We start from the raw sequence: 23186 nt of genomic DNA, 5'->3' as shown, positions 1-23186 counted from the left end.
GCCGCGTCAGCAGGGGCCCCTCCCGTTGACCGAGGGCACGCCCGCGGTGAGCGGGACGGTGAGGCTGACCAGCGCGCCGTCCCGCTCGGCCGCAGCCGGCCGGTCGAGCCGCCGCACGGTGCGCAGCATCGGCGCGTTCTCCGCGTGGACGTGCAGCACCAGGGCCGCGTGGCCGGCCTGCTCGGCGTGCCGGACCAGCCGGCGCAGCAGGGCCGAGCCGAGGCCCCGCCGCTGCCAGTCGTCGCGCACCAGCAGCGCCGCCTCGGCCTCGTCGCCCTCGGCGAGCAGGTTCGCCATCGCCACCACCGACCCGGTCGCGCCGGCGTCGCCGGCAGTGGCGAGCAGGGTCACGCCCCGGGCCGGCTCCAGCAGCCGGCGCAGCCGGGCCGGCGAGGGAGCCGCCGCACCGCCCAGGTAGCGGCGGTGCCGGCTGCGCGCCGAGCAGCCCTCGTGCAACTCGACGACGCCGGGCAGGTCGTCGACGGTCGCGGGTCGTACGGCCGCCTCGGCGCCGTCGGGCAGCACCAGGGTGACCTGCTCGGCGGCCCGGCGCGCGACGGCCGCCGACAGCTCGACCAGGGCCTGGGCGCGGGCGTACTCAGCCGGGGTGAAGCCCGGCACGGCGCGGCGCAGCGCGAACGACCCGCCGGTCGGGTCGTCCAGCAGCATCGTGGTCTCGGCGAGCCCGCCGCCGGAGCCGGTCGACGCGGGCCGCCAGGCGACCGCGTCCGCGCCGAGCAGGGCGCGCAGCGCCTCGCCGGTCGCGTCCGGGTCCCGCACCAGCCGGGTGGCCAGGCCGAGCGCCCGGGTCGGCTGGTCGGCGAGCCCGCGCGCCTCGCTGCGTGCCACCCAGCAGTCCCGCCCCCGCCCCCGGTGCACGGCGGCGACGAGGCCGGCCTCGTCGAGCGAGTCGGGCGCGTCGACCAGGAAGTCGTCGACGGCGCCCCGCTCGGTGGTGTGCACCTGCACGGCGAGGATGTTGACCCCTCGCAACGCCAGGCTCGCCGTCAGCACCGACAGGTAGCCCGGCCGGTCGTCCACGGTCGCCCGGATCCGCCACAGCGTCATGGTTCGCTCCCTTCCCCCGTACGAGGCTCGCCGGTCGCTGTTGCGGGCCGGTTGCCCCCGGGTGACGGCTCCGGTCCCGGCGCGGCGACCTGCGCCACACCGACCGCCGCCGGCCGGCCCGGCTCAGGGCCTCGCGGCCACCGGCGGCGCCCCGACCAGGTCGAGCCGGTCGCCGAGGATCACCGCGGCGGCCCGCACGAGCTGCGCCAGCCGGTCCACCTCCGTGGCGTGGAAAGCCGCCGCGGCCGGCGTCCCGGCGCACTCGCGGGCGGCCACCAGCACCAGGCCCGCCCGGCCGAACGGCGCGACCGCGACGTGCGGGCCGGCCGCGACGCTGATCGCCCGGGCGCGCAGCGGGGTCACCTCCGGCAGCGGCGGCGGTACGGGGGCGCGCCAGCTCGCGTAGCCGACGGTCGCCTCCCCCGCGGCGCCGGTCCGGGAGGCCCAGTCCACCGGCACCACCGCGGCCACCGCCCAGTCGGCGGCGAGCAGCCCGGGAACGGCGTCGACCAGCGTGGCGACGCCGTCGACCGGGTTGGCCGCGACCTGGGCCAGCAGTTCGGCGTCCTGCCCGGAGGTGGTGGGCGCGCCGATCGCCCGCCACACCCCGTCCACCCGGACGCCGGGGATCGCCGCCAGGCCGGCGAGCAGCCGCTCGACCCGCGCCGCGCCCGGCCAGACCACGGTGAAGTCGTCCACCGCCCGCCCGCCGAGCCGTTCCAGGACGACCACCTGGACGATGTCCGCACCGGACACGCCCATGGTGCGCGCCACCTGACCGAGCGTGCCCGGACGGTCCGGCAGGGTGACCCGAACTCGCAGCAACATGTCTGAACCCTCCGCTGGGCGGGCCGGCACCGCTGGCCGGCAGGCTGGGCCCCAGCCTGGTGGGTGGCCGTTTCGCCCCTGTTGCAGCGGCATGTCCCGAGGGTCAAATCCCGACCTTGACAGAATGGCGGAGCTGCCATCAACTAATCGGATGACCGAGCCGGCCGTCGACGCGCACGGGCCGGGCAGCGTGCCCGCCCCCGCCTCCCCCCGAGGGCTGGATCTCGACCGGCTCGCCGATCACCTGGCCCTGCACCGGCCCGAGCTGGCCGACGGCCCGTTGCGGGCCCGGCTGATCGCGGGCGGCAAGTCCAACCTGACCTACCTGCTGGCGATCGGCGAGCGCGAGGTGGTGCTGCGCCGCCCGCCGCTCGGGCACGTGCTGGCCACCGCGCACGACATGGCCCGGGAGTACCGGGTGATCTCCGCGCTGGCGCCGACCGACGTGCCGGTGCCCGCCGCGCTGCTGCTCTGCGAGGACGCCGAGGTCATCGGCGCGCCCTTCTACCTGATGGAACGGGTGCACGGCGAGGTGTTCCGCACCCGTGCCCAGACCGATCCGCTCACCGCCGAGCAGCGGCGGGAGCTGGCGCTGGCGATGATGGACACCCTCGCCGCGCTGCACGCGGTCGAGCCCGCCTCGGTCGGGCTGGCCGACTTCGGCCGGCCGGAGGGCTACCTCGCGCGGCAGGTACGCCGCTGGGCCGGCCAGCTCGACCGGTCCCGCAGCCGGCCCCTGCCCGGCATCGAGGAGCTGCGGGACCTGCTCGCCGGCACCGCGCCGGAGGGCGCCAACGCCGGTCGGATCGTGCACGGCGACTACCGGCTGGACAACCTGCTCGCCACCGTCGACCCGGTGGCCGTACGGGCCGTGCTCGACTGGGAGATGGCCACCCTCGGCGACCCGCTGGCCGACCTCGGGCTGCTGCTGACCTACTGGGACGTGCTCGGCGGCAGCGACTCGGCCGCCGGCAACCCGGTCGCCGACGGGCTCGGCCCGCGCGCCGGGTTCCCCACCGGCGCGGAACTGATCGCCCGGTACGCGGGGCGCGGCGACGTCGACGTCGGGCCGCTGCACTGGCACGTCGCGCTCGGCTGCTTCAAGCTCGCGGTGATCTGCGAGGGCATCCACTACCGGCACACGCTCGGGCAGACGCTCGGCGGGGGCTTCGACCGGATCGGCGACATGGTGGCACCGCTGGTCGAACACGGGCTGACCGCCGCCAGGGAGCGGTGATGGACTTCGCGTACGACGCCCGCACGGAGCAGCTGCGGGCCGAGCTGACGGACTTCCTGGAGCAGCACGTCTACCCCTCGGAGCCGGTGCACGCCGCGCAGGTGGCCGCCGCCGGCGACCCGTGGGCCCGGCCCCCGGTGATGGCCGAGCTCAAGACCGAGGCGCGCAAGCGCGGCCTGTGGAACCTCTTCCTGCCCGATCCGCGCCACGGCGCCGGCCTGACCAACCTCCAGTACGCCCCGCTGGCCGAGCTGACCGGGCGCAGCCCGCACCTGGCCCCGGAGGCGCTCAACTGCGCCGCACCGGACACGGGCAACATGGAGCTGCTCGCCGAGTTCGGCTCGCCGGAGCAGCAGGAGCGCTGGCTGCGGCCACTGCTGGAGGGCGAGATCCGCTCCGCCTTCTGCATGACCGAGCCGGAGGTGGCGTCCTCGGACGCGACCAACATCGCGACCCGGATCACCCGCGACGGCGACCACTACGTGGTCGACGGGCGCAAGTGGTGGTCGTCCGGGGCGATGGATCCGCGCTGCGAGATCTTCATCGTGATGGGCAAGACCGACCCGCAGGCCGACCGGCACCGCCAGCAGAGCATGATCCTGGTGCCCCGGGACACCCCCGGCGTCGCCGTGCGGCGGGGCATGACGGTGTTCGGCTACAGCGACGCCTCGCACGGCGGCCACGCCGAGATCGACTTCACCGACGTCCGCGTACCGGTGGAGAACCTGGTCGGGGCGGAGGGCACCGGCTTCGCGATCGCCCAGGCCCGCCTCGGCCCCGGCCGCATCCACCACTGCATGCGGCTGATCGGCATGGCGGAGCGGGCCCTGGAGCTGCTCTGCCGGCGGGCCCTCGACCGGGTCGCGTTCGGCCGGCCGCTCGCCGAGCAGGGCGTGGTGCGCGAGTGGATCGCCGAGTCGCGGGTGCGCATCGAGCAGGCCCGGTTGCTGGTGCTCAAGACCGCCTGGCTGATGGACACGGTCGGCAACAAGGGCGCGCACACCGAGATCCAGGCCATCAAGATCGCCACTCCCGCCATGGCCGAGTGGGTGATCGACAAGGCCATCCAGGCGTACGGCGGCGCCGGCGTCAGCCAGGACACCCCGCTCGCCGCTCTCTGGGCGCAGTCACGCACCCTGCGCCTGGCCGACGGCCCCGACGAGGTCCACCGCTCCTCGCTGGCCAAACGCGAACTACGCCGCTGGTCGGACTGACCCCCCAGACACCGCCCCACACGCGAGCCGGCCCGCCGCCCCCTCCCCCGCCCGCCTCAGCCTGTTGATCATGAAGTTGTCGTCGCGACACGCCGATGTCGAGGGCAACCACTTCATGATCAACCCGGAGGTGGGTGGGTGGGTCGAGGTGGGGCGGGTCAGGCGGAGGCTCGTTCTATGAGCTGGGTGTCGAGGAGGATGTGGGGGGACGGGAGCTCGTCGCCGCGGATGCGGGAGACCAGCAGGCGGGCCATCTGCCGGCCCATCTCCTCCACCGGCTGGAACACCGTGGTCAGCGGCGGCTCGGCCTGCCGGGCGATCGGGGCGTCGTCGAAGCCGACCACCGCGACGTCCTCCGGCACCCGCCGGCCCGCCTCGCGCAGCGCGCGCAGCGCCCCGAACGCCATCAGGTCGGAGGCGACGAAGACGGCGTCGAGGTCGGGGCAGGCCTCCAGCAGCCGACGCATCCCGGCCGCCCCGCTGCCCTCGCTGAAGTCGCCGTACGCGATCAGGGCGGGGTCGACACCGCGCCCGGCGGCCTTGACCGCCTCCTTGTAGCCGGTCAGTCGGCCCAGGCCGGCGCCCATGTCCTGCGGGCCGGCGATGGTGGCGATGCGCCGCCGCCCCCGGCCGGCCAGGTGTTCCACCGCGCGCCGGGCGCCGCCGACGTTGTCCACGTCGACGTAGTACGCCGGCTGCGCGCCGGGTTGCAGCATCCGGGCCGGACGGCCGCCGAGCACGGTGGGCAGGCCGCGCTCCTCCAGCAGGGTGGGCAGCGGGTCGGAGTCGTGCAGCGACAGCAGCAGGACGCCGTCGACGTGCTGGTTGGTCAGGTGGTGCTCGACCCGCTCCCGCTCGATCGGCGACTGCACCATGGCCAGCCAGAGCTGCAACGGGGTCTCCAGCAGCCCCGAGCTGACGCCCCGGACGATGCCGGCGAAGAACGGCTCGGTGAAGACCCGGTCGCCGGATTCGGAGACCACCAGGGCGATCGAGTCGGTGCGCTGGGTGACCAGTGCGCGGGCGGCCCGGTTCGGCACGTACCCCAGCTCGGCGATGGCCTGCTGCACCGCGGCGCGCGCCTCGGGGCTCACCTGCGGCGAGCCGTTGACCACCCGGGAGACCGTCCCGCGACCGACGCCGGCGCGGGCGGCGACGGCGTCGAGGGTCGGGCGCCCGAGCGACCGGGTGCGCTGCGTTGTCATTGTCTGCTCCTCCGACGGCGGACCGGCCCCGGCGCCACCCCCTGCGGGATGGCGCCGGGGCCGCCCGTTGATGACTGGCCCTGGCCTATTGTGCGGCCAGACCGTTGCGTCGGATCACCTCGGCGTACCACCTGGCGCTGGACTTGGGGATGCGCACCTGGGTGTCGTAGTCGACGTGGACCATCCCGAACCGCTTGGTGTAGCCCCAGGCCCACTCGAAATTATCCATCAACGACCAGGCGAAGTACCCGCGCAGGGGCACCCCGGCCTCGATCGCCTCGTGCGCGGCGCGCAGGTGGGCGTCGAAGTACGCCAGCCGGTCGGCGTCCTCGACCCGCCCGTCGACCACCTCGTCGACGAAGGCGGAGCCGTTCTCGGTGACGTAGAGCGGCAGGTCGGTGTACTCCTCGTGCACCCGGCGCAGCGTTTCCACCAGGCCGGGGGCGTCGATCTCCCAGTTCATGTCGGTGACCGGCACGCCCCGGGTGACGAAGCGGACGTCCTCGCTGCCCGGCCAGCACGACGGCGCCCGCCAGTACGGCTCCGGCTCGGCGTCGGGCACCGGCGCGGCGACGACGTGGCGGCTGTAGTAGTTGACGCCGACCACGTCCAGCGGGGTGGAGATGGTCGCCAGGTCGCCGTCGCGCACGTGCCCGAAGTCGGTGACCCCGGCGAGGTCGGCCATCAGGTCGGCCGGGTAGGACCCGCGCAGCAGCGGGTCCAGGAAGAAGCGGTTGGCCAGCCCGTCGATGCGCCGCGCGGCGTCGGCGTCGGCGGGCGCGTCGCTGGCCGGGGTGACCGGGTAGAGGTTGACCGTCACCCCCACCTCGGCGCTCGGCCGGGCCGCGCGCAGCGCCTGCACGGCGAGGCCGTGCCCGAGCATCAGGTGGTGCCCGGCGCGCACCGCGTCGGCGCCGTCCGAGCGGCCCGGCGCGTGCACGCCCGAGCCGTAGCCGAGGAACGCCGAGCACCACGGCTCGTTGAGCGTGGTCCAGTAGCGCACCCGGTCGCCGAGCGCGTCGGCGACCAGCGTGGCGTAGTCGGCGAAGCGCGCGGCGGTGTCCCGGGCCGGCCAGCCGCCGGCGTCCTCCAGCGGCTGCGGCAGGTCCCAGTGGTAGAGGGTGAGCCACGGCTCGATCCCGTGCCCCAGCAGCTCGTCGACGAGCCGCCGGTAGAAGTCGAGCCCCTCGGCGTTGGCCGGGCCGGTGCCGCCGGGCTGGACCCGGGGCCAGGAGACCGAGAACCGGTACGACCTGAGCCCCAGCTCCGCCATCAGCGCGACGTCGGAGCCCATCCGGTGGTAGTGGTCGCAGGCCACGTCGCCGGTGTGCCCCTCGACCACGCGGCCGGGGGTGTGGCTGAAGGTGTCCCAGATCGACGGGGTCCGGCCGCCCTCGGCCGCCGCGCCCTCGATCTGGTACGCGGCGGTGGCCGCGCCCCAGAGGAAGCCGGGCGGGAAGGTCAGCGGCGGACGGTCGTCGACGACGCCGACGGCGGGCGGGCTGGCGGGGTTGCTCACGACTTGACGGCACCTTCCATGATGCCGCCGACGATCTGGCGGCCGAACACGATGAACACGATCACCAACGGTAGAGTGCCGACCGCCGTGGCGGCGAACACCTGCGAGTAGTCGGTGTAGTAGGCGTACGACAGGAAGGCCAACGAGACCTGCAGGGTCGGGTTCTCGGAGGTGAGCACCGCGTACGGCCACAGGAACGAGTTCCAGGTCTCCATGAACGTGAGCAGGCCGAGTACGGCGGCGGCCGGGCGCAGCGCGGGCAGCACGATGTTCCAGTAGATCCGGAACGTGCTCGCCCCGTCCACCCGGCCCGCCTCGATCAGCTCGTCGGAGATGGCCTGGGTGGCGTACTGCCGCATCATGAACACGCCGAACGCGCTGACCAGGAACGGCACCGTCACCGCGTAGAGGGTGTCGAACCAGTTCAGGTCCTGGATCATGCCCCACAGCGGGATGAGCCCGAGCTGCGTCGGGATCATCATGGTGACGATGATCGTCAGCAGCAGGGCGTTGCGGCCCCGGAAACGCAGCTTCGCGAAGGCGAAGCCGGCCAGCGAGCCGGTGATCACCACGGAGACGGTCACGATGCCGGAGACGATCACCGAGTTGAGCAGGCCGGTGAGGAAGTTCGCCGCCTCGTTGTCGAGCACGCGGCCGAAGTTGTCGCCGAACGACCCGGCGGGCGCGACCGGCGGCGGGACGTCGTTGATCGAGTCCAGGCTGCGGGTGGCGATGACCACCATGTAGTAGAACGGGTAGATCGAGAAGAGCGTCGCCAGGACGAGCGCGACGTAGGTCAGCGGGCTGGTGCGCCACAGGCGCCGGGATGCCGAGTTCATCTGGGCGTTCCTCACTTCACCGTGCGGCGGACGAGCAGGAAGTTGATCCCCGAGACGAGGGCGATCATCAGGAACATCGCCCAGGCGACCGCCGCGCCGTAGCCGGCCGTGTTGAGGTTCTCGATGCCCAGCTCGTACATGTACATGGCCAGGGTCTGGAACTCGCGCTGGTCGCCGCCGATGATGTTGCCGTTGGCGAAGACGAGCGGCTCGGTGAAGAGCTGGAGCCCGCCGATGGTGGAGAGGATCACCACGAAGACGAAGGTCGGCGTGAGCATCGGCAGGGTGATCCGCCAGAACTGCTTCCACTGGCTGGCGCCGTCGAGCGCCGCCGCCTCGTACAGGTCGCGCGGGATGGCCTGCATGCCCGCGAGCAGGATCAGGGTGTTGTAGCCGGTCCACCGCCAGTTGACCATCGAGGCGATGGCGGTCCAGGAACTCCAGCGCTCGGCGTCCCAGTCGATCGCGTCGATCCCGACGAAGCTCAGCAGCCAGTTGATGACGCCGAAGTCGCGCTGGAAGAGCATGCCGAAGACGATCGCCACGGCGGCCACCGAGACCACGTTCGGCATGAAGATCGCCATCCGGAAGAACGTGCGCGCGCGCAGGAAGGTGCGGTTGAGCAGGTTCGCCAGGAACAGGGCGAGCAGCAGTTGCGGGATGGTCGACAGCAGGAAGATGCCGAACGTGTTGAGCGTGGCGTTCCAGAAGTACTCGTCCTTGACCAGGGCGACGTAGTTGTCGAACCCGATGAAGCTGTGGTCGCCGATCAGGTTCCAGTCGTGCAGGGACATCCAGGCGGTCCGCAGCATCGGGTAGAGCCCGAAGATGCCGAAGACCACGAAGAACGGCGCGATGTAGAGGTACGGCGAGTACTTCAGGTCCAGCCGGGTCAGCGAGTGCGACCGGCGCCGCGCGGGCGGGCGGGGTGGCGGTGCGGCGGGTGACGGCGGCGCCGTCGTGGCCGAGAGGCTCATGGGGGTCCTTTCCCGGCGTCGGCACGGGCGCGCGCCGACGCCCAGGCGCTCTTACGCGAAAACGGGACGGCGCCGATGGCGTCCGGGGACGGAACGGGGACGGCGCCGGTGGCGCCCGGGTGTGTGAGGACCCGGACGCCACCTGGCGACGAGGTGGGTCAGAAGGCGCCCTGCGTCTTGGCGTCCTTGGCGAACTGCTCCCAGGCCTTGTCCTTCGTGGCCTGTCCCTGTTCGTACGAGCGCAGCGCCGGCTCGAACGCGTTCTCCTTCACCGCCTGGTGCTTCGGGCCGAGGTGCAGCGGCTGGATCTTGGCGACGCTCTCACCGAAGATCTTGCCGGTCGGCGCGTTGTTGAAGTACTCGTTGGTGTAGGCGAGGAACTCCGGGTTCTTCAGCGCCTCCAGGTTGGTCGGCAGCGGGCCCTTGAGCTTGAACGCCGCGACCTGGCTCTGCGCGTTGGTGAGGTACTCGGCGAGCTTCGCCGCCTCCTTGGGGTACTTGCTCTGGGTCGGCACGCCGAGCCAGGAGCCACCCCAGTTGCCGGCGCCGCCGGGCACCGGGGCGACGTCCCACTTGCCCTTGTTCTCGGGGCCGGAGTTGTCCGCGACGATGCCGAGCATCCAGGACGGGCAGAAGGTCGCCGCGAAGGTGCCCTGCTTGAAGCCGGCCGACCACTCCGGCGACCAGGTGGCCGTCTCGGCGGTGATGTTGGCGTCGGCCATCGCGACCGCGGTGTCCCAGGAGGCCTTCACCGCCGCGCTCTTGTCGGCGACGATGTTGTCGTCCTTGTCGTAGAACAGGTCGCCGCCCTGCTGGAACATGACCGCGCTGGCGGCGGTGGTGACCGAGTCGACCAGGCCCTTGCCGGTGGCGGCGCGGTACTTCTTGCCGGTCTCGATGAAGGCGTTCCAGTCCGGCCAGAGGGCGGCGACCTGGTCCCGCTCGACCGGCAGCTTGGCGGCCTGGAAGAGATCACGGCGGTAGCAGACGGCGAGGCTGCCGACGTCGGTCGGCAGACCGATCAGCCGGCCGTCGGGCGCCTTGCCCAGCTCCCACTTCCAGGGCAGGTAGTCCTTGCTGTGGTCGGCGACCAGCGGGGCGAGGTCGGCCCAGTTGGCGGGGTTGGCCTTGAACTCGTTGAGGATGCCCTCCTCCAGGGCGACCACGTCGGCCGCGCCCTTGCCGGTGGCCAGCGCCCGGACGATCTTCGGCCGGTACTCGTTGAGCTGGGCGGTCTTGCGCAGCTCGACCTTGATGCCGGTGTCTTTCTCGTACTGCTTGATGATCTCGTCGTAACCGAACTCGCCGAACGTGTCGACGACCAGCTTGGCGGGCTTCTCGCCGGCCGCGGGCGCGTCGTCGTCCTTGCCGCAGGCCGCGAGACCGCCGATGGCGGTGATCGCGGCCAGTGCGGCAGCCGCCATGCGGGTGCGCCGCGTGGTGAGGCTCATCGGAGACCCCTCTTTCGGTGGTGAGGCTGACTGGGTGTGGTGGGGGGTGCCGTGCGCGCCGTCGGTGCCGGCCGGGGCCGGCGCTCGACGACCGGGAGCGGGGCGCGGGTGAGTCGTGCCACGTTCGCGGGAGCGCTCCCATGAGATTGCCGGCGGGTGTCAGGGGTGTCAATAGGCCTATGGGAGCGTTCCCAGATCGTTACCGCGAACGCGTCCGCCCGCAACGCCGCGCGCCGCGGGCCGATCCGCACCCCGGCACCACCTGGGCATCCGTCGGATTGAAGCGGTTCAGCACACCCGTGCGGGGACGACAGGCACGCTCAACGGCCCGCCCGGCAACCGGATACGGGCCGCGGACGCGTCGCGGGCCGAAGCGGTTCAGCAGAAGCGGCGCAGCAGGGTGCCGGCCCGGCGCGCGTCGAAGGCGTCCGGGTCGAACCGGTCGCCCACCAGGTCCCGCGCCGCCGGGTGCCCGGGGTGCGCCGGGTCCGCCAGCGCGGCCAGCAGCGCCTGCCAGCCGGCCGGGCCGCCGGTGTCCTCGGGCGGGCACGCCCGCTCGCCGCCCGAGCAGGACGGGTACCGCTCGTCCGGGTCGGCCGTGAAGGCGTCCTCCACCACCAGGTCGTGCTCCCACCAGTCGCCGAAGTCGTACGTGTAGTGGAAGCGGCTGCCCTTGCCGACGACGGCGTCGAGGCGGACGTCCAACTCGTCGTGCAGGGCCAGCTCGCCGTCGGGGTCGGGCTCGCCGTACTGGCGGCCCTCGATCTCGAACGAGTGCAGGTGGCAGTCCCGCCAGCCCATGGCGTGCTGCACCACCCGGTGCAGCCGGTCCAGCGTGTAGCCACCGGGGACGAGGACCCGACGCCAGACGGGCGGCCGGACCCCGGCCAGGGAAATCTTCAGCTGGAAGATCTGACGCGGCATGCTGTCCCATCCTTCCTCGGCATAGGCTGCGGGGCATGATCTGCCGAGCGTGCCGGGCCAGGCGGCACGACGACTGCCCGGGGCGGAACTGGTGCGACTGCCAGCACCGTACCTCCCGACCCACCCCTCCGGTCACCGGTCCGGCCGGCGAATGAGCGTCGGAATCCCGATCTCGGCGCTCTGGCCGCGACCGTCGGCGCGCCCGTTGGACGACGCCGCGCTCACCGCGCTCTACGGCCGGGTCGACCGACCCCACCTGCGGGTCAACTTCGTGACCAGCGTCGACGGCGGCGTCTCCGTCGACGGCTACTCCGCCGGGCTCTCCGGGGAGCCGGACAAGCGCGTCTTCGGGCTGCTGCGCATGCTCTGCGACGCCCTGGTCGTCGCCGCCGGCACGCTGCGGCGCGAGGGCTACCGGGCGGTACGCCTCGACGAACGGCGCCGGGCGTGGCGCCGCGAGCACGGCCTGCCCGAGTACCCGACGCTGGTCGTCGTCTCCGGCTCGCTCGACCTCGACCCGGCGCAGGCCGCGTTCGCCGACGCGCCGGTGCGGCCCGTGGTGCTCACCCGGGCCGGCGCCACGGCGCCGCCCGGCCTGAGCGACGTCGCCGACGTGGTGCGCCGCGGCGACGACCGGGTGGACCTGGCGGCGGGCCTGACCGAGCTGCGCCGCCGCGGGCTCGGCCAACTGCTCTGCGAGGGCGGCCCGCAGCTGTTCGGCGCGCTCACCGCCGCCGACCTGGTGGACGAGGTCTGCCTGACCGTCGCCCCGCTGCTCGCCGGGGCGGGCCCGGGGCGGATCACCGCCGGCGACGCCAGCGACGTGCGCCACCTGCCGCTACGGCACGTGCTCGCCGCCGACGACGGCGTGCTCATGCTCCGCTACGCCCGCGACTGACCGTGGCCGGACAGGCACCCTGCGGCTGAGGACACCGACGACGGCGTGGCGTCCGCCGCGTCGCGTGGCAACGTGTCGTACTCCTCGGGCAGGATGCAGGCGTGTGCCCCGACCGCGACGACCAGCCGACCGGAGTTGCCCGATGACTGACGACGGGTTCGACGGCCCGGGCGAGGCGGTCGGCCGGGTGCTGGGCACCGCCGACGCCACCCCCCTGCAGTTCTGGACGGCGGTCTCCCCCGGCAGCTACCTCCAGCTCGACGACGTCGTGGTGACCCGGCGCGAGCTGCCCGACCGCGAGCCGGTCACGATCGCCGGGGTGGTCACCCAGGTGCGGGCCCGGCACGAGGGCGCCCAGTTCGAGTCCGACGTCTTCGCCATCGCCGACGGCACGCTGCCCGCCCAGGTGCAGGAGGCCGCCGAGATCACCACCACCCGCGTCGACCCGGAGCTCTACGTACCGCCGTCGCCCGGCGCGGTGGTGCACCGCGCCGAGGGCGACGCCCGGGCCCGCGCGCTGCACTTCGACCGGATGGAGCGGCGCATCCCGATGGGCATGGGCCGCGACGGGGTGCCGGTCTACCTCAACGCCGACTTCCTCGACGGCAGCCGGGGCGCGCACGTGTCGATCTCCGGCATCTCGGGCGTCGCCACGAAGACGAGCTTCGCCACCTTCCTGCTCTACTCGGTCTTCCGCTCCGGAGTGCTGGGCGGCGACGCGGTCAACGCCAAGGCGCTCATCTTCAACGTCAAGGGCGAGGACCTGCTCTTCCTCGACCACCCCAACACCCGGCTCGACGACGCCACCCGCGCCTCCTACGCCAAGCTCGGCCTGGTCGCCGGCGCCTTCCCCGACGTGCGGGTCTACGCCCCGCCCCGGGTGGGCGACTCCTCCGGCACGCCCGACGTGAGCAGCCGGCTCACCGGGGTCGACAGCTTCTACTGGACGCTGAGCGAGTTCTGCGCCGACCGCCTGCTGCCCTACGTGTTCGCCGACGCCGACGACGAACGCCAGCAGTACACGATGGTGGTGCACTCGGTCGCCGCCCACCTGGCCCGCTACGCCCAGCCCGCCGACGGCGGGGTGAGCATCGACGGGGTGCGTCTCGGCTCGTACGCCGACCTGGTCGACCACGTCGTCGAGCAGCTCAACGACGACGAGACCCGCTCCGACTGGGCCGGCAGCGCCGTCGGGCTGGGCACGGTCAACGCGTTCGCCCGGCGGCTGATCGGCAGCAAGAAGGACCTGTCCCGGCTGATCCGGGGCGACCTGGCCACCCGCCGCCCGCACAGCATCAACACCGCCGAGAGCGCTCAGGTCACCGTGGTCGACCTGCACAACCTCCCCGACCGCGCGCAGCGGTTCGTGGTCGGCGTGACGCTGAAGAGCGAGTTCGAGCGCAAGGAGAAGGCCGGCACCGCCAAGCCGCTGCTCTTCGTGGTGCTCGACGAGCTCAACAAGTACGCCCCCCGCGAGGGCTCCTCCCCCATCAAGGAGGTGCTGCTCGACATCGCCGAGCGGGGCCGCTCCCTCGGGGTGATCCTGGTCGGCGCCCAGCAGACGGCGAGCGAGGTGGAGCGGCGCATCGTCACCAACTCGGCGATCCGGGTGGTGGGCCGGCTCGACCCGGCCGAGGCGTCCCGCCCGGAATACGGCTTCCTCCCACCCGCCCAGCGGCAGCGCGCGCTGCTGGCCAAGCCGGGCACGATGTTCGTCAACCAGCCCGACATCCCGGTGCCGCTCTGCCTGGAGTTCCCGTTCCCGGCCTGGGCCACCCGGGTCTCCGAGGCCGGCCGCGCCCCGTCCGAGACACTCCGGTCGCTCACCCAGTCCGTCGACCCGTTCGCGGTGGTCGGCTCCGGCGGCGGCACCTCCGACGACGACATCCCGTTCTAGGGGGAATCCGGTGAGCGCGAGGAGTGAGCTTGCGAGCCCCGCAGTCGCGAACGAAAGGCGGGCCCCGTGAAGATCCTGCACACCTCCGACTGGCACGTCGGCAAGGTCCTCAAGGGGCAGTCGCGGGCCGAGGAGCACAAGCGGGTCCTGGCCGGCGTGATCGACGTCGCCCGCGCCGAGGCGCCCGACCTGGTCATCGTCGCCGGTGACCTCTACGACACCGCCGCCCCGACGCCGGAGGCCACCCGGCTGGTCACCCGGGCGCTGACCGCGCTGCGCCGCACCGGCGCCGACGTGGTGGCCATCGGCGGCAACCACGACAACGGCCAGGCCCTCGACGCGCTGCGGCCCTGGGCCGAGGCCGCCGGCATCACCCTGCGCGGCGGGGTCCGGGACAACCCCGACGAGCACGTCATCGACGGCACCACCGCCGGCGGCGAGCGGTGGCGGCTGGCCGCGCTGCCGTTCCTCTCCCAGCGCTACGCCATCCGCGCCGTGGAGATGTACGAGCTGACCGCCGCCGAGACCACCCAGACGTACGCCGACCACCTGGGCCGGGTGCTGGGCCGGCTCACGGAGAGCTTCACCGAACCGGACCGGGTGCACCTGGTCACCGCCCACCTGACCGTGGTGGGCGCGACCACTGGCGGCGGGGAGCGCGACGCGCACACCGTGCTGGGCTACGCGGTGCCCGCGACCGTCTTCCCGGGCACGGCGCACTACGTGGCGCTGGGCCACCTGCACCGCTCGCAGCGGGTGCAGGGCCCCTGCCCGATCCGCTACAGCGGCAGCCCGCTCGCGGTCGACTTCGGCGAGCAGGAGAACGTGCCGTCGGTGACCGTCGTCGAGGTCACCGCGACCACGGCCGCGCAGGTGCGGGAGGTGCCGGTGACCGCCGCCACCACGCTGCGTACGGTCCGGGGCACCCTGGCCCAGCTCGCCGAGATGGACGTGCCGGACGCCTGGCTGCGGGTCTACGTCCGGGAGCAGCCGCGCGCCGGGCTGCGCGAGGAGGTGCAGGAGCTGCTCCCGCAGGCCCTGGAGATCCGGATCGACCCGGAGCTGGTGCCCGCCCCGGGCAGCGGCGCCCGGGTGGCGCAGCGGGCGGGCCGCTCGCCCCGGCAGCTCTTTGCCGACTACCTCGACAGCCGGGGGCACACCGACGACGGGGTGCGGGAGCTCTTCGACGAGCTCTTCGAGGAGGTCGACCACTGATGCGGCCGATGCGGCTGGACATGGCGGGCTTCACCGTCTTCCGCGACGAGACCACGATCGACTTCACCGACGCCGACTTCTTCGCGCTGGTCGGGCCGACGGGCTCCGGCAAGTCGACGGTGCTGGACGCGATCTGTTTCGCCCTCTACGGCACGGTGCCCCGCTGGGGTGGCGCCCGGGGCCTGTCCAACGCCCTGGCGCCGTCGGCCACCGAGGCGCGGGTCCGGCTGGTCTTCGAGTCGGCCGGTGCCCGCTACGTGGCGACCCGGGTGGTCCGCCGCGACGGCCGGGGCAACGTCAAGACGGCCAACGCCGGATTGCAGCTGATGCCGGCCGGTTTCGACGTGACCAAGCTCGACACCGGGCTGAGCCCGGAGGACCTCGGCGAGGTGGTGGCCGGCACCCCCGCCGAGATGGAGCAGGCCGTGCTGGAGGCGGTCGGGCTGCCGTACGAGCAGTTCACCAGCTGCGTGGTGCTGCCGCAGGGGCAGTTCGCGGACTTCCTGCACGCCAAGCCGGCCACCCGGCAGCAGATCCTGGTCAACCTGCTGGGCCTCGGGGTCTACGAGGACGTGCAGAAGCGGGCGACCGCGCGGGCCGCGCAGGCCGAGGCGAAGCTGGAGGCGGTCGACCAGGCGCTCGCCGGGCTCACCGACGTCGACGACGCCGCGCTGGAGGCGGCGATCGGGCAGGTCGACCGGATGCGGGAGCTGGCGGGGGCGGTGGCGAGCGCCGTACCGGAGCTGGAGGCGGCCCGGGCGTCGGCGCGGGAGGCGGGCGCGGCCCTTGCGGCCCTCGACGCCGACCTGGCGGTGTTGGCGGCCGTGCGGGCGCCCGACGGCGTGGCGGAGGTGGCCCGGGCGGTGGCGTCGGCGCGGGCCGGCGCGGACGAGGCGGCGACGGCGGTGTCGCTGGCCGAGGAGCGGGAGGAGAAGCTGCGCGGCGAGCTGGCCGCCGCCGGTGACGAGAGCGCGCTGCGGTTGCTGCTGCGGGCGTACACCGACCGGGAGAAGCTGGCCGGCGAGGCGGCGGCGGTCCGCGCGGCGGTGACCGGGGCGCAGGCCGAGCACGGCGCGGCCGTGGCGGCGCTGGCCGAGGCGCGGGCGGCGGCCGAGCGGGCCGAGGCGGAGCTGGAGGCGGCCTTCCGCGCCCACGAGGAGGCGAAGGCGACCGACCAGGCGGTGGCGTTGCGCGCGCACCTGCGCGCCGGGGCGCCCTGCCCGGTCTGTGAGCAGACCGTCGCGACGGTGCCGGCGGTGCCGGCCGATTCGGCGGTGGCCGCCGCGACGGCGGCGGGACGGGCGGCGCGGGCCGCCAGCAAGGCCGCCCAGTCGGTGGTGCAGGAGCGCGACGGGGCGGCCCGGGAGCTGGAGCGGGTGCTGCTGCGCGCGCGGGCCCGGCAGGACCAGGTGCAGGCCCGGCTGGCCGAGCTGGACGACCAACTGGCCGGGGCGGCCGAGCCGGTGGTGCTGCGCCGCGAGCTGGACGACCACGCGCGGCTGCGCCGGGCGCTGGAGGAGTCGGCGGCGGCGGTGCGGGCCGGCCGGGAGGCCGCGCGGCGGGCCCGGGCGGCGGTGGACGCCGCCGAGGAGCGGTTGCGGGCGACGTGGCGCGCGTTCGACGCGGCCCGCGACGGGCTCGCCCGGTTCGGGCCGCCGACGGCGGACCGCGACGACCTGGGGGCCGCGTGGGCGGCCCTCACCGGCTGGGCCGGCGAGGAGGCGGAGCGTCGCCGCGCCGAGCGGGCCGGGCGGGCCGGGGCGGTGGCGCAGGCCGAGGCGGCGGCCGCCGAGGTCGGCGAGCGCATCGCGGGCGTCCTCGCCGCCGCCGGGCTGCCGCCCGCCGACGATCCGCTGCGCGCCACCGACCGCGCCCTCGAGCGGGCCGAGGCAGACCTGCGCGAGCTGGAGCGGCGCCGGGAGCAGGCCGGTGGCCTGCGCGAGCAGCGGGCCGGCTACGAGCGCGAGGCGCAGGTGGCCCGGGCCCTCGCGGGGCACCTGCGGGCCAACAACTTCGAGCGGTGGCTGCTCGCCGAGGCGTTGGACCTGCTGGTCGACGGCGCCTCGGGCATCCTGCGGGAGCTCTCCGGCGGGCAGTACGACCTGGTGCACGACAAGGGCGAGTTCTTCGTGGTCGACCACTACGACGCGGGGTTGCGCCGGGGCGTGCGCACCCTGTCGGGCGGTGAGACCTTCCAGGCGTCGCTGGCGCTGGCGCTGGCGTTGTCGGAGCAGCTCGCCGGGATGTCCACCACGGCGGCGAGCCTGGAGTCGATCGTGCTGGACGAGGGCTTCGGCACGCTCGACGCGGCCACCCTCGACACGGTGGCCGCCACGCTGGAGAACCTGGCCGCCCGGGGCGACCGGATGGTCGGCGTGGTCACCCACGTGCCGGCCCTGGCCGAGCGCATCCCGGTCCGGTTCGAGGTCAGCAAGGACGCCCGGTCGGCCCGCGTCGAACGGACCGGCCGGTGAGCGGGGCCCCGGCGCGCGCGACGGGAGGTCCGCTGCGGTGACCGATCCCCGGTTCTTCGTCGACGCGTGGGACCCGGCGTACGGCGCGTCGTTCGAGGCGTCCGGCGGCGGTCCCGCCGCGCCGAGCAGCGCCCAGGTCGACGCGGACGCCGAACTGCCGGCGGTGGACTGGCGGGCGATCGGGCCACGCTCCGACGTCCGGGCCCCCGACGTGGTGCTGCTCGTCGACGGGGTGCGCCGCATCGACGCGAGCGTGTGGACGGCCGAGGACGACGGCGCGTCCTTCCCCGGCCTCGCCGCGTCGTACGCCGCCGGGGTGGTCCGGTGCGACCTGGAGCGCGGCGCGGCGCAGCTCGCCGGGGCGAAGGTGGGCCGGGGCCTGTTCACCGCCAGTCCGTCGGCGGTGGACGTGGTGGCCGGCAGCGTCCGCTACCCGGTGCACCGGGTGAGCGGCACGGGCGAGCTGAACAAGCTCCCGGCCGCCGTGCAGGGGCCGCTGACGGCGCTGGAGGTGGAGGTCTCGGGGGCGGCCCGCACCGACGGCGACCTGCTGGTGGTCGACGGCCCGCTGCGCAACCGGCGGCAGCTGCCGCGCACCCTCGGCTACATCAAGACGCAGCACAGCCAATACCTGGACGCCCGGCTGACCGCCGTGGTCACCGGGTTGGCGGCCGGCGAGCGCTCCCCGGTGTTCAAGCTCGGCACGGCCTGGGGCGGCTGGTCGTGGTACCTGCGGCTGCCGGTGGCCCTCGGCGCGCCGTGGGCGGGCATCGTCCGGATGGAGTGCTCCGCCGAGCTGGGCATCGACGAGGCGGTGGGGCTCGCCGACCTGTCGCTGGTCACGCTGCCCCGGTTCGCGTCCACCCCCTACAAGGACCCGCGGGCACCGCAGAACCTGATCCCGATCGCCGGCCTGGAGCGCCGGCTGCGGTCGCTGCTCGGCGACGCGCGGCTGCTGCACCGGGTGCTCACCACCGCCGCCCGGGCCCGGCGCTGATGGGCCGCAAGCGGGCGGCCGACACGGTGGCAGCGCGGGTGGACACCGGCCAGGCCGAGCTGGTGCCCGATCCGGACCGGCCGGGATCGTGGACCCTGCTGCTCGACGGCGCCCCGCAGTCGCACGTGGACCTGGCCGATCCCACGCACCTGGAGTTCGAGTACGTCCGGCGGCTCGCCGCCGCGATCGACCTGATGGCCCCGGCCGGGGCGCCGCTGCGGGTGCTGCACCTCGGCGGCGGCGCGCTCACCCTGCCCCGCTACGTGGCGGCCACCCGGCCCGGCTCCACCCAGCGGGTCGTCGAGGTGGACGGCGCGCTCGTGGAACTGGTCCGCCGGGCCCTGCCGTGGCCGCCGGACCCCCGCCTCAAGGTGCGGGTGGCCGACGCCCGGGCGGTGCTCGCCGCCAGCCGGGACGCCAGCTACGACGTCGTGCTCGCCGACGTCTTCGCCGGTGCCCGTACGCCGGCGCACCTGACCTCGGTGGAGTACGCCGCCGAGGTGGCCCGGGTGCTGCGTCCCGCCGGCTTCCACCTGGCCAACGTGGCCGACGGCCCGCCGCTGCGCCACGCCCGGGCGCAGGTCGCCACGGTCCGCTCGGTGCTGCCCCGGGCCTGCCTCGTCGGCGACGCTGCGGTGCTGCGCGGACGTCGATACGGCAACCTGGTGCTGGTGGCCGGCCGGGTCGAGCCGCCGGTGCCGGAGCTGACCCGGCGCGCGGCCGGGGACTGGTTCCCGGGCCGGGTCCTGGCCGGCGAGGAACTCGACCGCTTCGCGGGCGGCGCGGCGGTGGTCCGCGACGTCGACGCCACCGACTCGACCCCGCCGCCGCCCGGGATCTTCTCCGTGGGCCGGTGAGCGGAATCTTTTCCGCGCGCCGTTGATCCGTTCGCCCCGTGGCCGCGTACCACCGGGCGGCCGTGCCCGCGGGGGACGGCCGATGTCATCGGACACCCGGAGGTCTGCATGCATGCGGTGGCGGCGGCCGGTTGGCCCGGCGACGGGGCGCGGGGGGACTGGATGTCCGCGCGGTCCCAGTCCCGGCCGGGCACGGCGGCACGCGGGGTCGACGCCCGCGAGGCGCCTCGCCAGAATGGGCCGGTGACGCCGAGATCCGCCCCCGGACGCCACCAGGCGGCACCGTCCACCGAGGCGGGTCACTCGGACCGGCTGATCCGGCTGCTCTACGCCGAGCACGCCGGGCCGCTGCTGGCGTTCGTCATGCGGCTCACCGGCGGCGACCGGCAGCGGGCGGAGGACATCGTCCAGGAGACGCTGCTGCGGGCGTGGCGCAACGCGCACCGGCTCGGCGCGCAGGGGCAGGGCTCGCTGCGGCCGTGGCTGGTCACGGTGGCCCGCCGCATCGCCATCGACGAGCACCGCAGCGAGCAGGCCCGGCCGGCCGAGACGTACGACCGGGACCTGACCGCGTTCGCCGAGGCGGACAGCACCGACCGGGTCCTGCGCACGATGACGGTGGCGGACGCGCTGCGTACGCTGAGCCAGTCGCACCGGGAGATCCTGGTGGCCACGTACTTCCGGGGTCGGACGGTGCCGGAGGCGGCCGAGGAGCTGCGCCTGCCGCTCGGCACCGCGAAGTCGCGGGTCTACTACGCGCTGCGCGCGCTGCGCACGGCTCTGCAGGAACGGGGGGTGACGGAATGAGCCGGGCGGACCACATGGACGTAGCGGCGTACGCGCTCGGCGTGCTGGACGAGCACGACACGCAACGGTTCGAGGAGCACCTCGCCGCCTGCTGGGCGTGCGCCGCCGAGTTGGAGACGATGGTGCCCGTCGTCGGCCTGCTCTCCGACATCGACGGCGAGACGATGGCCGCGCTGGAGCAGACCCGCACCGATCCGGCCCTGCTGGACCGGACGCTGGTCGCGGTCCGCGCCCACCGGCGGCGCAACCGGGTCCGGCAGCTGCTGGCCACGGCCGCCGCGGTGCTGGTCCTGGGCGGGCTGACGGGGCTCGGTTTCGCCCGGATCGCCGGTGACAGCGCGCCCGAGGTGGCGGCCGAGCCGACCGCGACCGCCCTGGTCGCTCCGCCGACGGCCAGCCGCTCCAGCGACCCGAACGACCCGAACATCGGCGGTACGCTGCCGGAGGGCGACCCGGTCAACGTCGTCGACCCGACCACCGGCGTCGAGGCGACGTTCTTCGTCGTGTCGAAGGACTTCGGCACGGGGGTGGACTTCATCCTCGCCAAGCTGCCCGGGCCCCGGACGTGCCGGCTCGTCGTGGTGCGGAAGAACAACAGCACCGAGGTGATCTCCAGCTGGTCGGTGCCCGCCACCGGGTACGGCACCAACGCGCGCGCCGAGAAGCTGAGCCTGTCGGCGTCGACGTCGACGCGCCTCGGCGACATCAAGCAGATCCAGGTGCAGTCGGTGGACGCCGGCGGGGTGGCGAGCCCGCTGGTCACGGTGCAGCTGTAGCAACCGCCGCGGGACCGGCGCCGGCAGCACGACGGCCGGCGCCGGTCCCGCGTGCCGTCGCGGCACGGTCTCCCGGTCGCGGGTGGATGGCTGCCTGCGCGGCGACGAAGACGCGGGAGGCGATCTCGCGCGGCGTGGTCCTGCGGGAGGAACCGCCCTCGTGGCGGGAAACGGATTTCCGGCCCGTTCGGTTCAACGGTTTCCGGTGACATCGACCACGATCGCGCGTTCAACCTTGACAACGCCCCCTCCGTATCAATCGGTGAACCGCCATAACCGAGGAGGGCACGTGGCACAGATGAAGCGAACCGTCATCGTCGCGAGCGCGATGGTCGCATTGACGGCCTGCGCTCCCGCGGGTTACGAGGGGGCGAACTCGGGCGCGGCCGAGCCGGTCGCCGTGACCGCCGCCGAGCCCAGCGCGGCCGTCGAGCCCGAGGCGTCGCCGTCCCCCACCGCCGCGCCGTCCGACGCGGAGCTGACCGACGAGCTCAACGGCAGGAAGGTCGCCCGGATGGGCAGCGTGGTCACCGACCAGGACGGTTGGATCCTCTACCGCTTCGACAAGGACACCAACGACCCGCCCTCGTCGAACTGCGTCGACAAGTGCGCCCAGGTGTGGCCGCCGGCGCTGACCGACGGCGCCCCGGACCTCAACGGCGTCTCCGACGACAAGGTCGGCACCGTCACCCGGCAGGACGGCACCCGGCAGATCACCCTGGACGGCTGGCCGCTCTACCGCTACGTCGGCGACAAGAAGCCCGGCCAGTGGAAGGGCCAGGGCGTCGGGGGCACCTGGTTCGTGGTCGCCCCGGACGGCAGGAAGAACCTGAGCTGCCTGCCAACGGGCACCCCGAAGCCGGTCGCCCCGCCGGCGGACGAGAAGGCCGACTCGAACTACTCGTACTGACCCGAACGGGCCCGGCGGGCCGGTCGCAGCCTCGACGGGCGCGACCGGTCCCCGTGCCGGGCGGGCGCAGCCGGCCGACGCCGTGGACCCGCCGGGTCGCCGGCGACGAGGCAGGACGCGTCGGCCGTGTCGCCGGTCACGGGGCCGGGGCGTGACAGCATGTGCGGGTGACCGGGACCGAACCGACCGCGCGTCGGGAGCTGCGCCCGCCGGCCGGGTACCGGCTGGCCGCCTCGGTGCGGGCGCTGACCTTCAGCCCGTACGACCCCTGCGCGCGCGTCGCGGCCGGCACCTTCTGGTGGGCCACCCGGACCCCGGACGGGCCGGCCACCCTCGCCCTGCGGCCGTCGGGCGGCGCCCTGCTGGCCGAGGGCTACGGCCCGGGGGCCGACCGGGTGGTGCAGCGGGCGGACGCGATCGCGGGGCTGCGCGACGACGTCAGCGGGTTCGCGGCGCTCGCCGCGGCCCATCCCGTGGTGGCGCGGCTCGCGGCCCAGCACCGGGGACTGCGGATGCCGGCCACCGGGCAGGTCTTCCGCCAACTGCTGCGGGCGGTCTTCGAGCAGAAGGTCACCGGCAAGGAGGCGTACCGGGCGTACGCGGCGACGGTGCGGCACTTCGCCGAGGCGGCGCCCGGTCCGATGCAGCCGCTGCTGCTCCCGCCGGACCCGGCGGCGGTGGCCGCCGCCGGGTACTGGGTGTTCCACCCGTTCGGCGTGGAGCAGCGTCGGGCCGAGACGCTGCGCCGCGCGGCGGCCGTCGCGGACCGGCTGGAGCGCTGCGCGGACTCCGCCGAGGCCACCCGCCGGCTCACCGCCATCGCCGGCATCGGAGCCTGGACGGCCGCCGAGGTGGTGCGGATCGCGTACGGGGACCCGGACGCGGTCAGCGTCGGCGACTTCCACGTGCCCAACACGGTGGCGTGGGCGCTGGCGGGCGAGCCGCGCGGCGACGACGCCCGGATGCTGGCCCTGCTGGAGCCGTTCCGGGGTCACCGGGGGCGGGTCTGCGTACTGCTGGCGGCCGGTGGCGTCCAGGCACCGAAGTACGGTCCACGGATGCCGATCCGCTCCTTCGCCCGCTTCTGACGCGC

General features: G+C 74.4%; 20 protein-coding genes. 12 read left to right on the top strand and 8 right to left on the bottom strand.

The annotated features are described in order from the left end of the window. Positions 1-6: 6 nt before the first annotated feature. Together AC5L34_RS12585 and AC5L34_RS12580 are read right to left on the bottom strand one after the other, a co-directional pair. On the bottom strand, positions 7-1068 hold the full coding sequence (locus tag AC5L34_RS12585) for a GNAT family N-acetyltransferase (RefSeq protein ID WP_441175181.1): 1062 nt from the start codon (positions 1066-1068) through the stop codon (positions 7-9). 123 nt (positions 1069-1191) lie between these two features. Beyond that, a complete protein-coding gene (locus AC5L34_RS12580; protein WP_441175182.1) occupies positions 1192-1896 on the bottom strand; it encodes an ACT domain-containing protein in 705 nt (234 codons plus the stop codon). Positions 1897-2047: 151 nt separating this feature from the next. Between AC5L34_RS12580 and AC5L34_RS12575 the strand changes: the two genes are divergently transcribed. Next, positions 2048-3133 carry a phosphotransferase family protein gene (locus AC5L34_RS12575; RefSeq protein ID WP_441175183.1) on the top strand — a complete coding sequence of 362 codons (1086 nt, stop codon included), beginning with the start codon at positions 2048-2050 and terminating at the stop codon, positions 3131-3133. Beyond that, complete coding sequence (locus tag AC5L34_RS12570) at positions 3133-4347, top strand: acyl-CoA dehydrogenase family protein (protein ID WP_441175184.1); 1215 nt, start codon at positions 3133-3135, stop codon at positions 4345-4347. The genes AC5L34_RS12575 and AC5L34_RS12570 overlap by 1 nt, the downstream gene beginning before the upstream one ends. Positions 4348-4505: 158 nt before the next feature. Here the strand turns inward: AC5L34_RS12570 and AC5L34_RS12565 are convergent, their stop codons facing one another. The 6 genes from AC5L34_RS12565 to AC5L34_RS12540 all read right to left on the bottom strand — a co-directional run bounded on the left by AC5L34_RS12565 (position 4506) and on the right by AC5L34_RS12540 (position 11262). Continuing rightward, positions 4506-5552, bottom strand: a complete 1047-nt coding sequence (locus AC5L34_RS12565; RefSeq protein WP_089001329.1) for a LacI family DNA-binding transcriptional regulator — start codon at positions 5550-5552, stop codon at positions 4506-4508. A gap of 85 nt (positions 5553-5637) precedes the next feature. Further along, positions 5638-7071, bottom strand: a complete 1434-nt coding sequence (locus tag AC5L34_RS12560) for a GH1 family beta-glucosidase (protein ID WP_494824960.1) — start codon at positions 7069-7071, stop codon at positions 5638-5640. Beyond that, positions 7068-7910, bottom strand: a complete 843-nt coding sequence (locus AC5L34_RS12555; RefSeq protein ID WP_089001331.1) for a carbohydrate ABC transporter permease — start codon at positions 7908-7910, stop codon at positions 7068-7070. The genes AC5L34_RS12560 and AC5L34_RS12555 overlap by 4 nt, the downstream gene beginning before the upstream one ends. An 11-nt stretch (positions 7911-7921) precedes the next feature. Then, complete coding sequence (locus tag AC5L34_RS12550; RefSeq protein ID WP_089001332.1) at positions 7922-8887, bottom strand: carbohydrate ABC transporter permease; 966 nt, start codon at positions 8885-8887, stop codon at positions 7922-7924. Between the two features lie 158 nt (positions 8888-9045). Next, positions 9046-10338, bottom strand: a complete 1293-nt coding sequence (locus AC5L34_RS12545; RefSeq protein WP_441175186.1) for an ABC transporter substrate-binding protein — start codon at positions 10336-10338, stop codon at positions 9046-9048. A 378-nt stretch (positions 10339-10716) separates the two neighbouring features. Continuing rightward, positions 10717-11262 (bottom strand): plasmid pRiA4b ORF-3 family protein, encoded by a 546-nt coding sequence (locus tag AC5L34_RS12540; protein ID WP_441175187.1) that lies wholly within the window; start codon positions 11260-11262, stop codon positions 10717-10719. Between the two features lie 151 nt (positions 11263-11413). Here AC5L34_RS12540 and AC5L34_RS12535 point away from each other — a divergent pair, with 151 nt between their 5' ends. The 10 genes from AC5L34_RS12535 to AC5L34_RS12490 all read left to right on the top strand — a co-directional run bounded on the left by AC5L34_RS12535 (position 11414) and on the right by AC5L34_RS12490 (position 23181). Next, positions 11414-12160, top strand: coding sequence for a pyrimidine reductase family protein (locus tag AC5L34_RS12535; protein ID WP_441175188.1), 747 nt, complete (start codon positions 11414-11416; stop codon positions 12158-12160). A gap of 142 nt (positions 12161-12302) precedes the next feature. Then, on the top strand, positions 12303-14057 hold the full coding sequence (locus AC5L34_RS12530) for an ATP-binding protein (RefSeq protein ID WP_494824957.1): 1755 nt from the start codon (positions 12303-12305) through the stop codon (positions 14055-14057). Between the two features lie 66 nt (positions 14058-14123). Beyond that, positions 14124-15272 carry an exonuclease SbcCD subunit D gene (locus AC5L34_RS12525; protein ID WP_101414770.1) on the top strand — a complete coding sequence of 383 codons (1149 nt, stop codon included), beginning with the start codon at positions 14124-14126 and terminating at the stop codon, positions 15270-15272. Continuing rightward, positions 15272-17746 (top strand): AAA family ATPase, encoded by a 2475-nt coding sequence (locus AC5L34_RS12520; protein ID WP_494824955.1) that lies wholly within the window; start codon positions 15272-15274, stop codon positions 17744-17746. Before AC5L34_RS12525 ends, AC5L34_RS12520 begins: the two co-directional genes overlap by 1 nt. 37 nt (positions 17747-17783) lie before the next feature. Further along, on the top strand, positions 17784-18743 hold the full coding sequence (locus AC5L34_RS12515) for a hypothetical protein (RefSeq protein ID WP_089001339.1): 960 nt from the start codon (positions 17784-17786) through the stop codon (positions 18741-18743). Beyond that, entirely contained in the window at positions 18743-19600 is an 858-nt protein-coding gene (locus AC5L34_RS12510) for a spermidine synthase (protein ID WP_441175192.1), read from the top strand. The genes AC5L34_RS12515 and AC5L34_RS12510 overlap by 1 nt, the downstream gene beginning before the upstream one ends. A 108-nt stretch (positions 19601-19708) precedes the next feature. Further along, positions 19709-20407, top strand: coding sequence for a sigma-70 family RNA polymerase sigma factor (locus AC5L34_RS12505; protein WP_101414767.1), 699 nt, complete (start codon positions 19709-19711; stop codon positions 20405-20407). Then, positions 20404-21183, top strand: a complete 780-nt coding sequence (locus tag AC5L34_RS12500) for an anti-sigma factor family protein (RefSeq protein WP_494824953.1) — start codon at positions 20404-20406, stop codon at positions 21181-21183. The genes AC5L34_RS12505 and AC5L34_RS12500 overlap by 4 nt, the downstream gene beginning before the upstream one ends. Before the next feature lie 289 nt (positions 21184-21472). Beyond that, on the top strand, positions 21473-22093 hold the full coding sequence (locus tag AC5L34_RS12495; protein ID WP_441175194.1) for a hypothetical protein: 621 nt from the start codon (positions 21473-21475) through the stop codon (positions 22091-22093). A gap of 167 nt (positions 22094-22260) precedes the next feature. Further along, a complete protein-coding gene (locus AC5L34_RS12490) occupies positions 22261-23181 on the top strand; it encodes a DNA-3-methyladenine glycosylase family protein (protein ID WP_441175195.1) in 921 nt (306 codons plus the stop codon). Positions 23182-23186 lie beyond the last annotated feature (5 nt).

The sequence above is a fragment of the Micromonospora sp. ZG13 genome (genome assembly GCF_059359355.1).
This window is presented reverse-complemented; position numbering and strand designations above follow the sequence as displayed.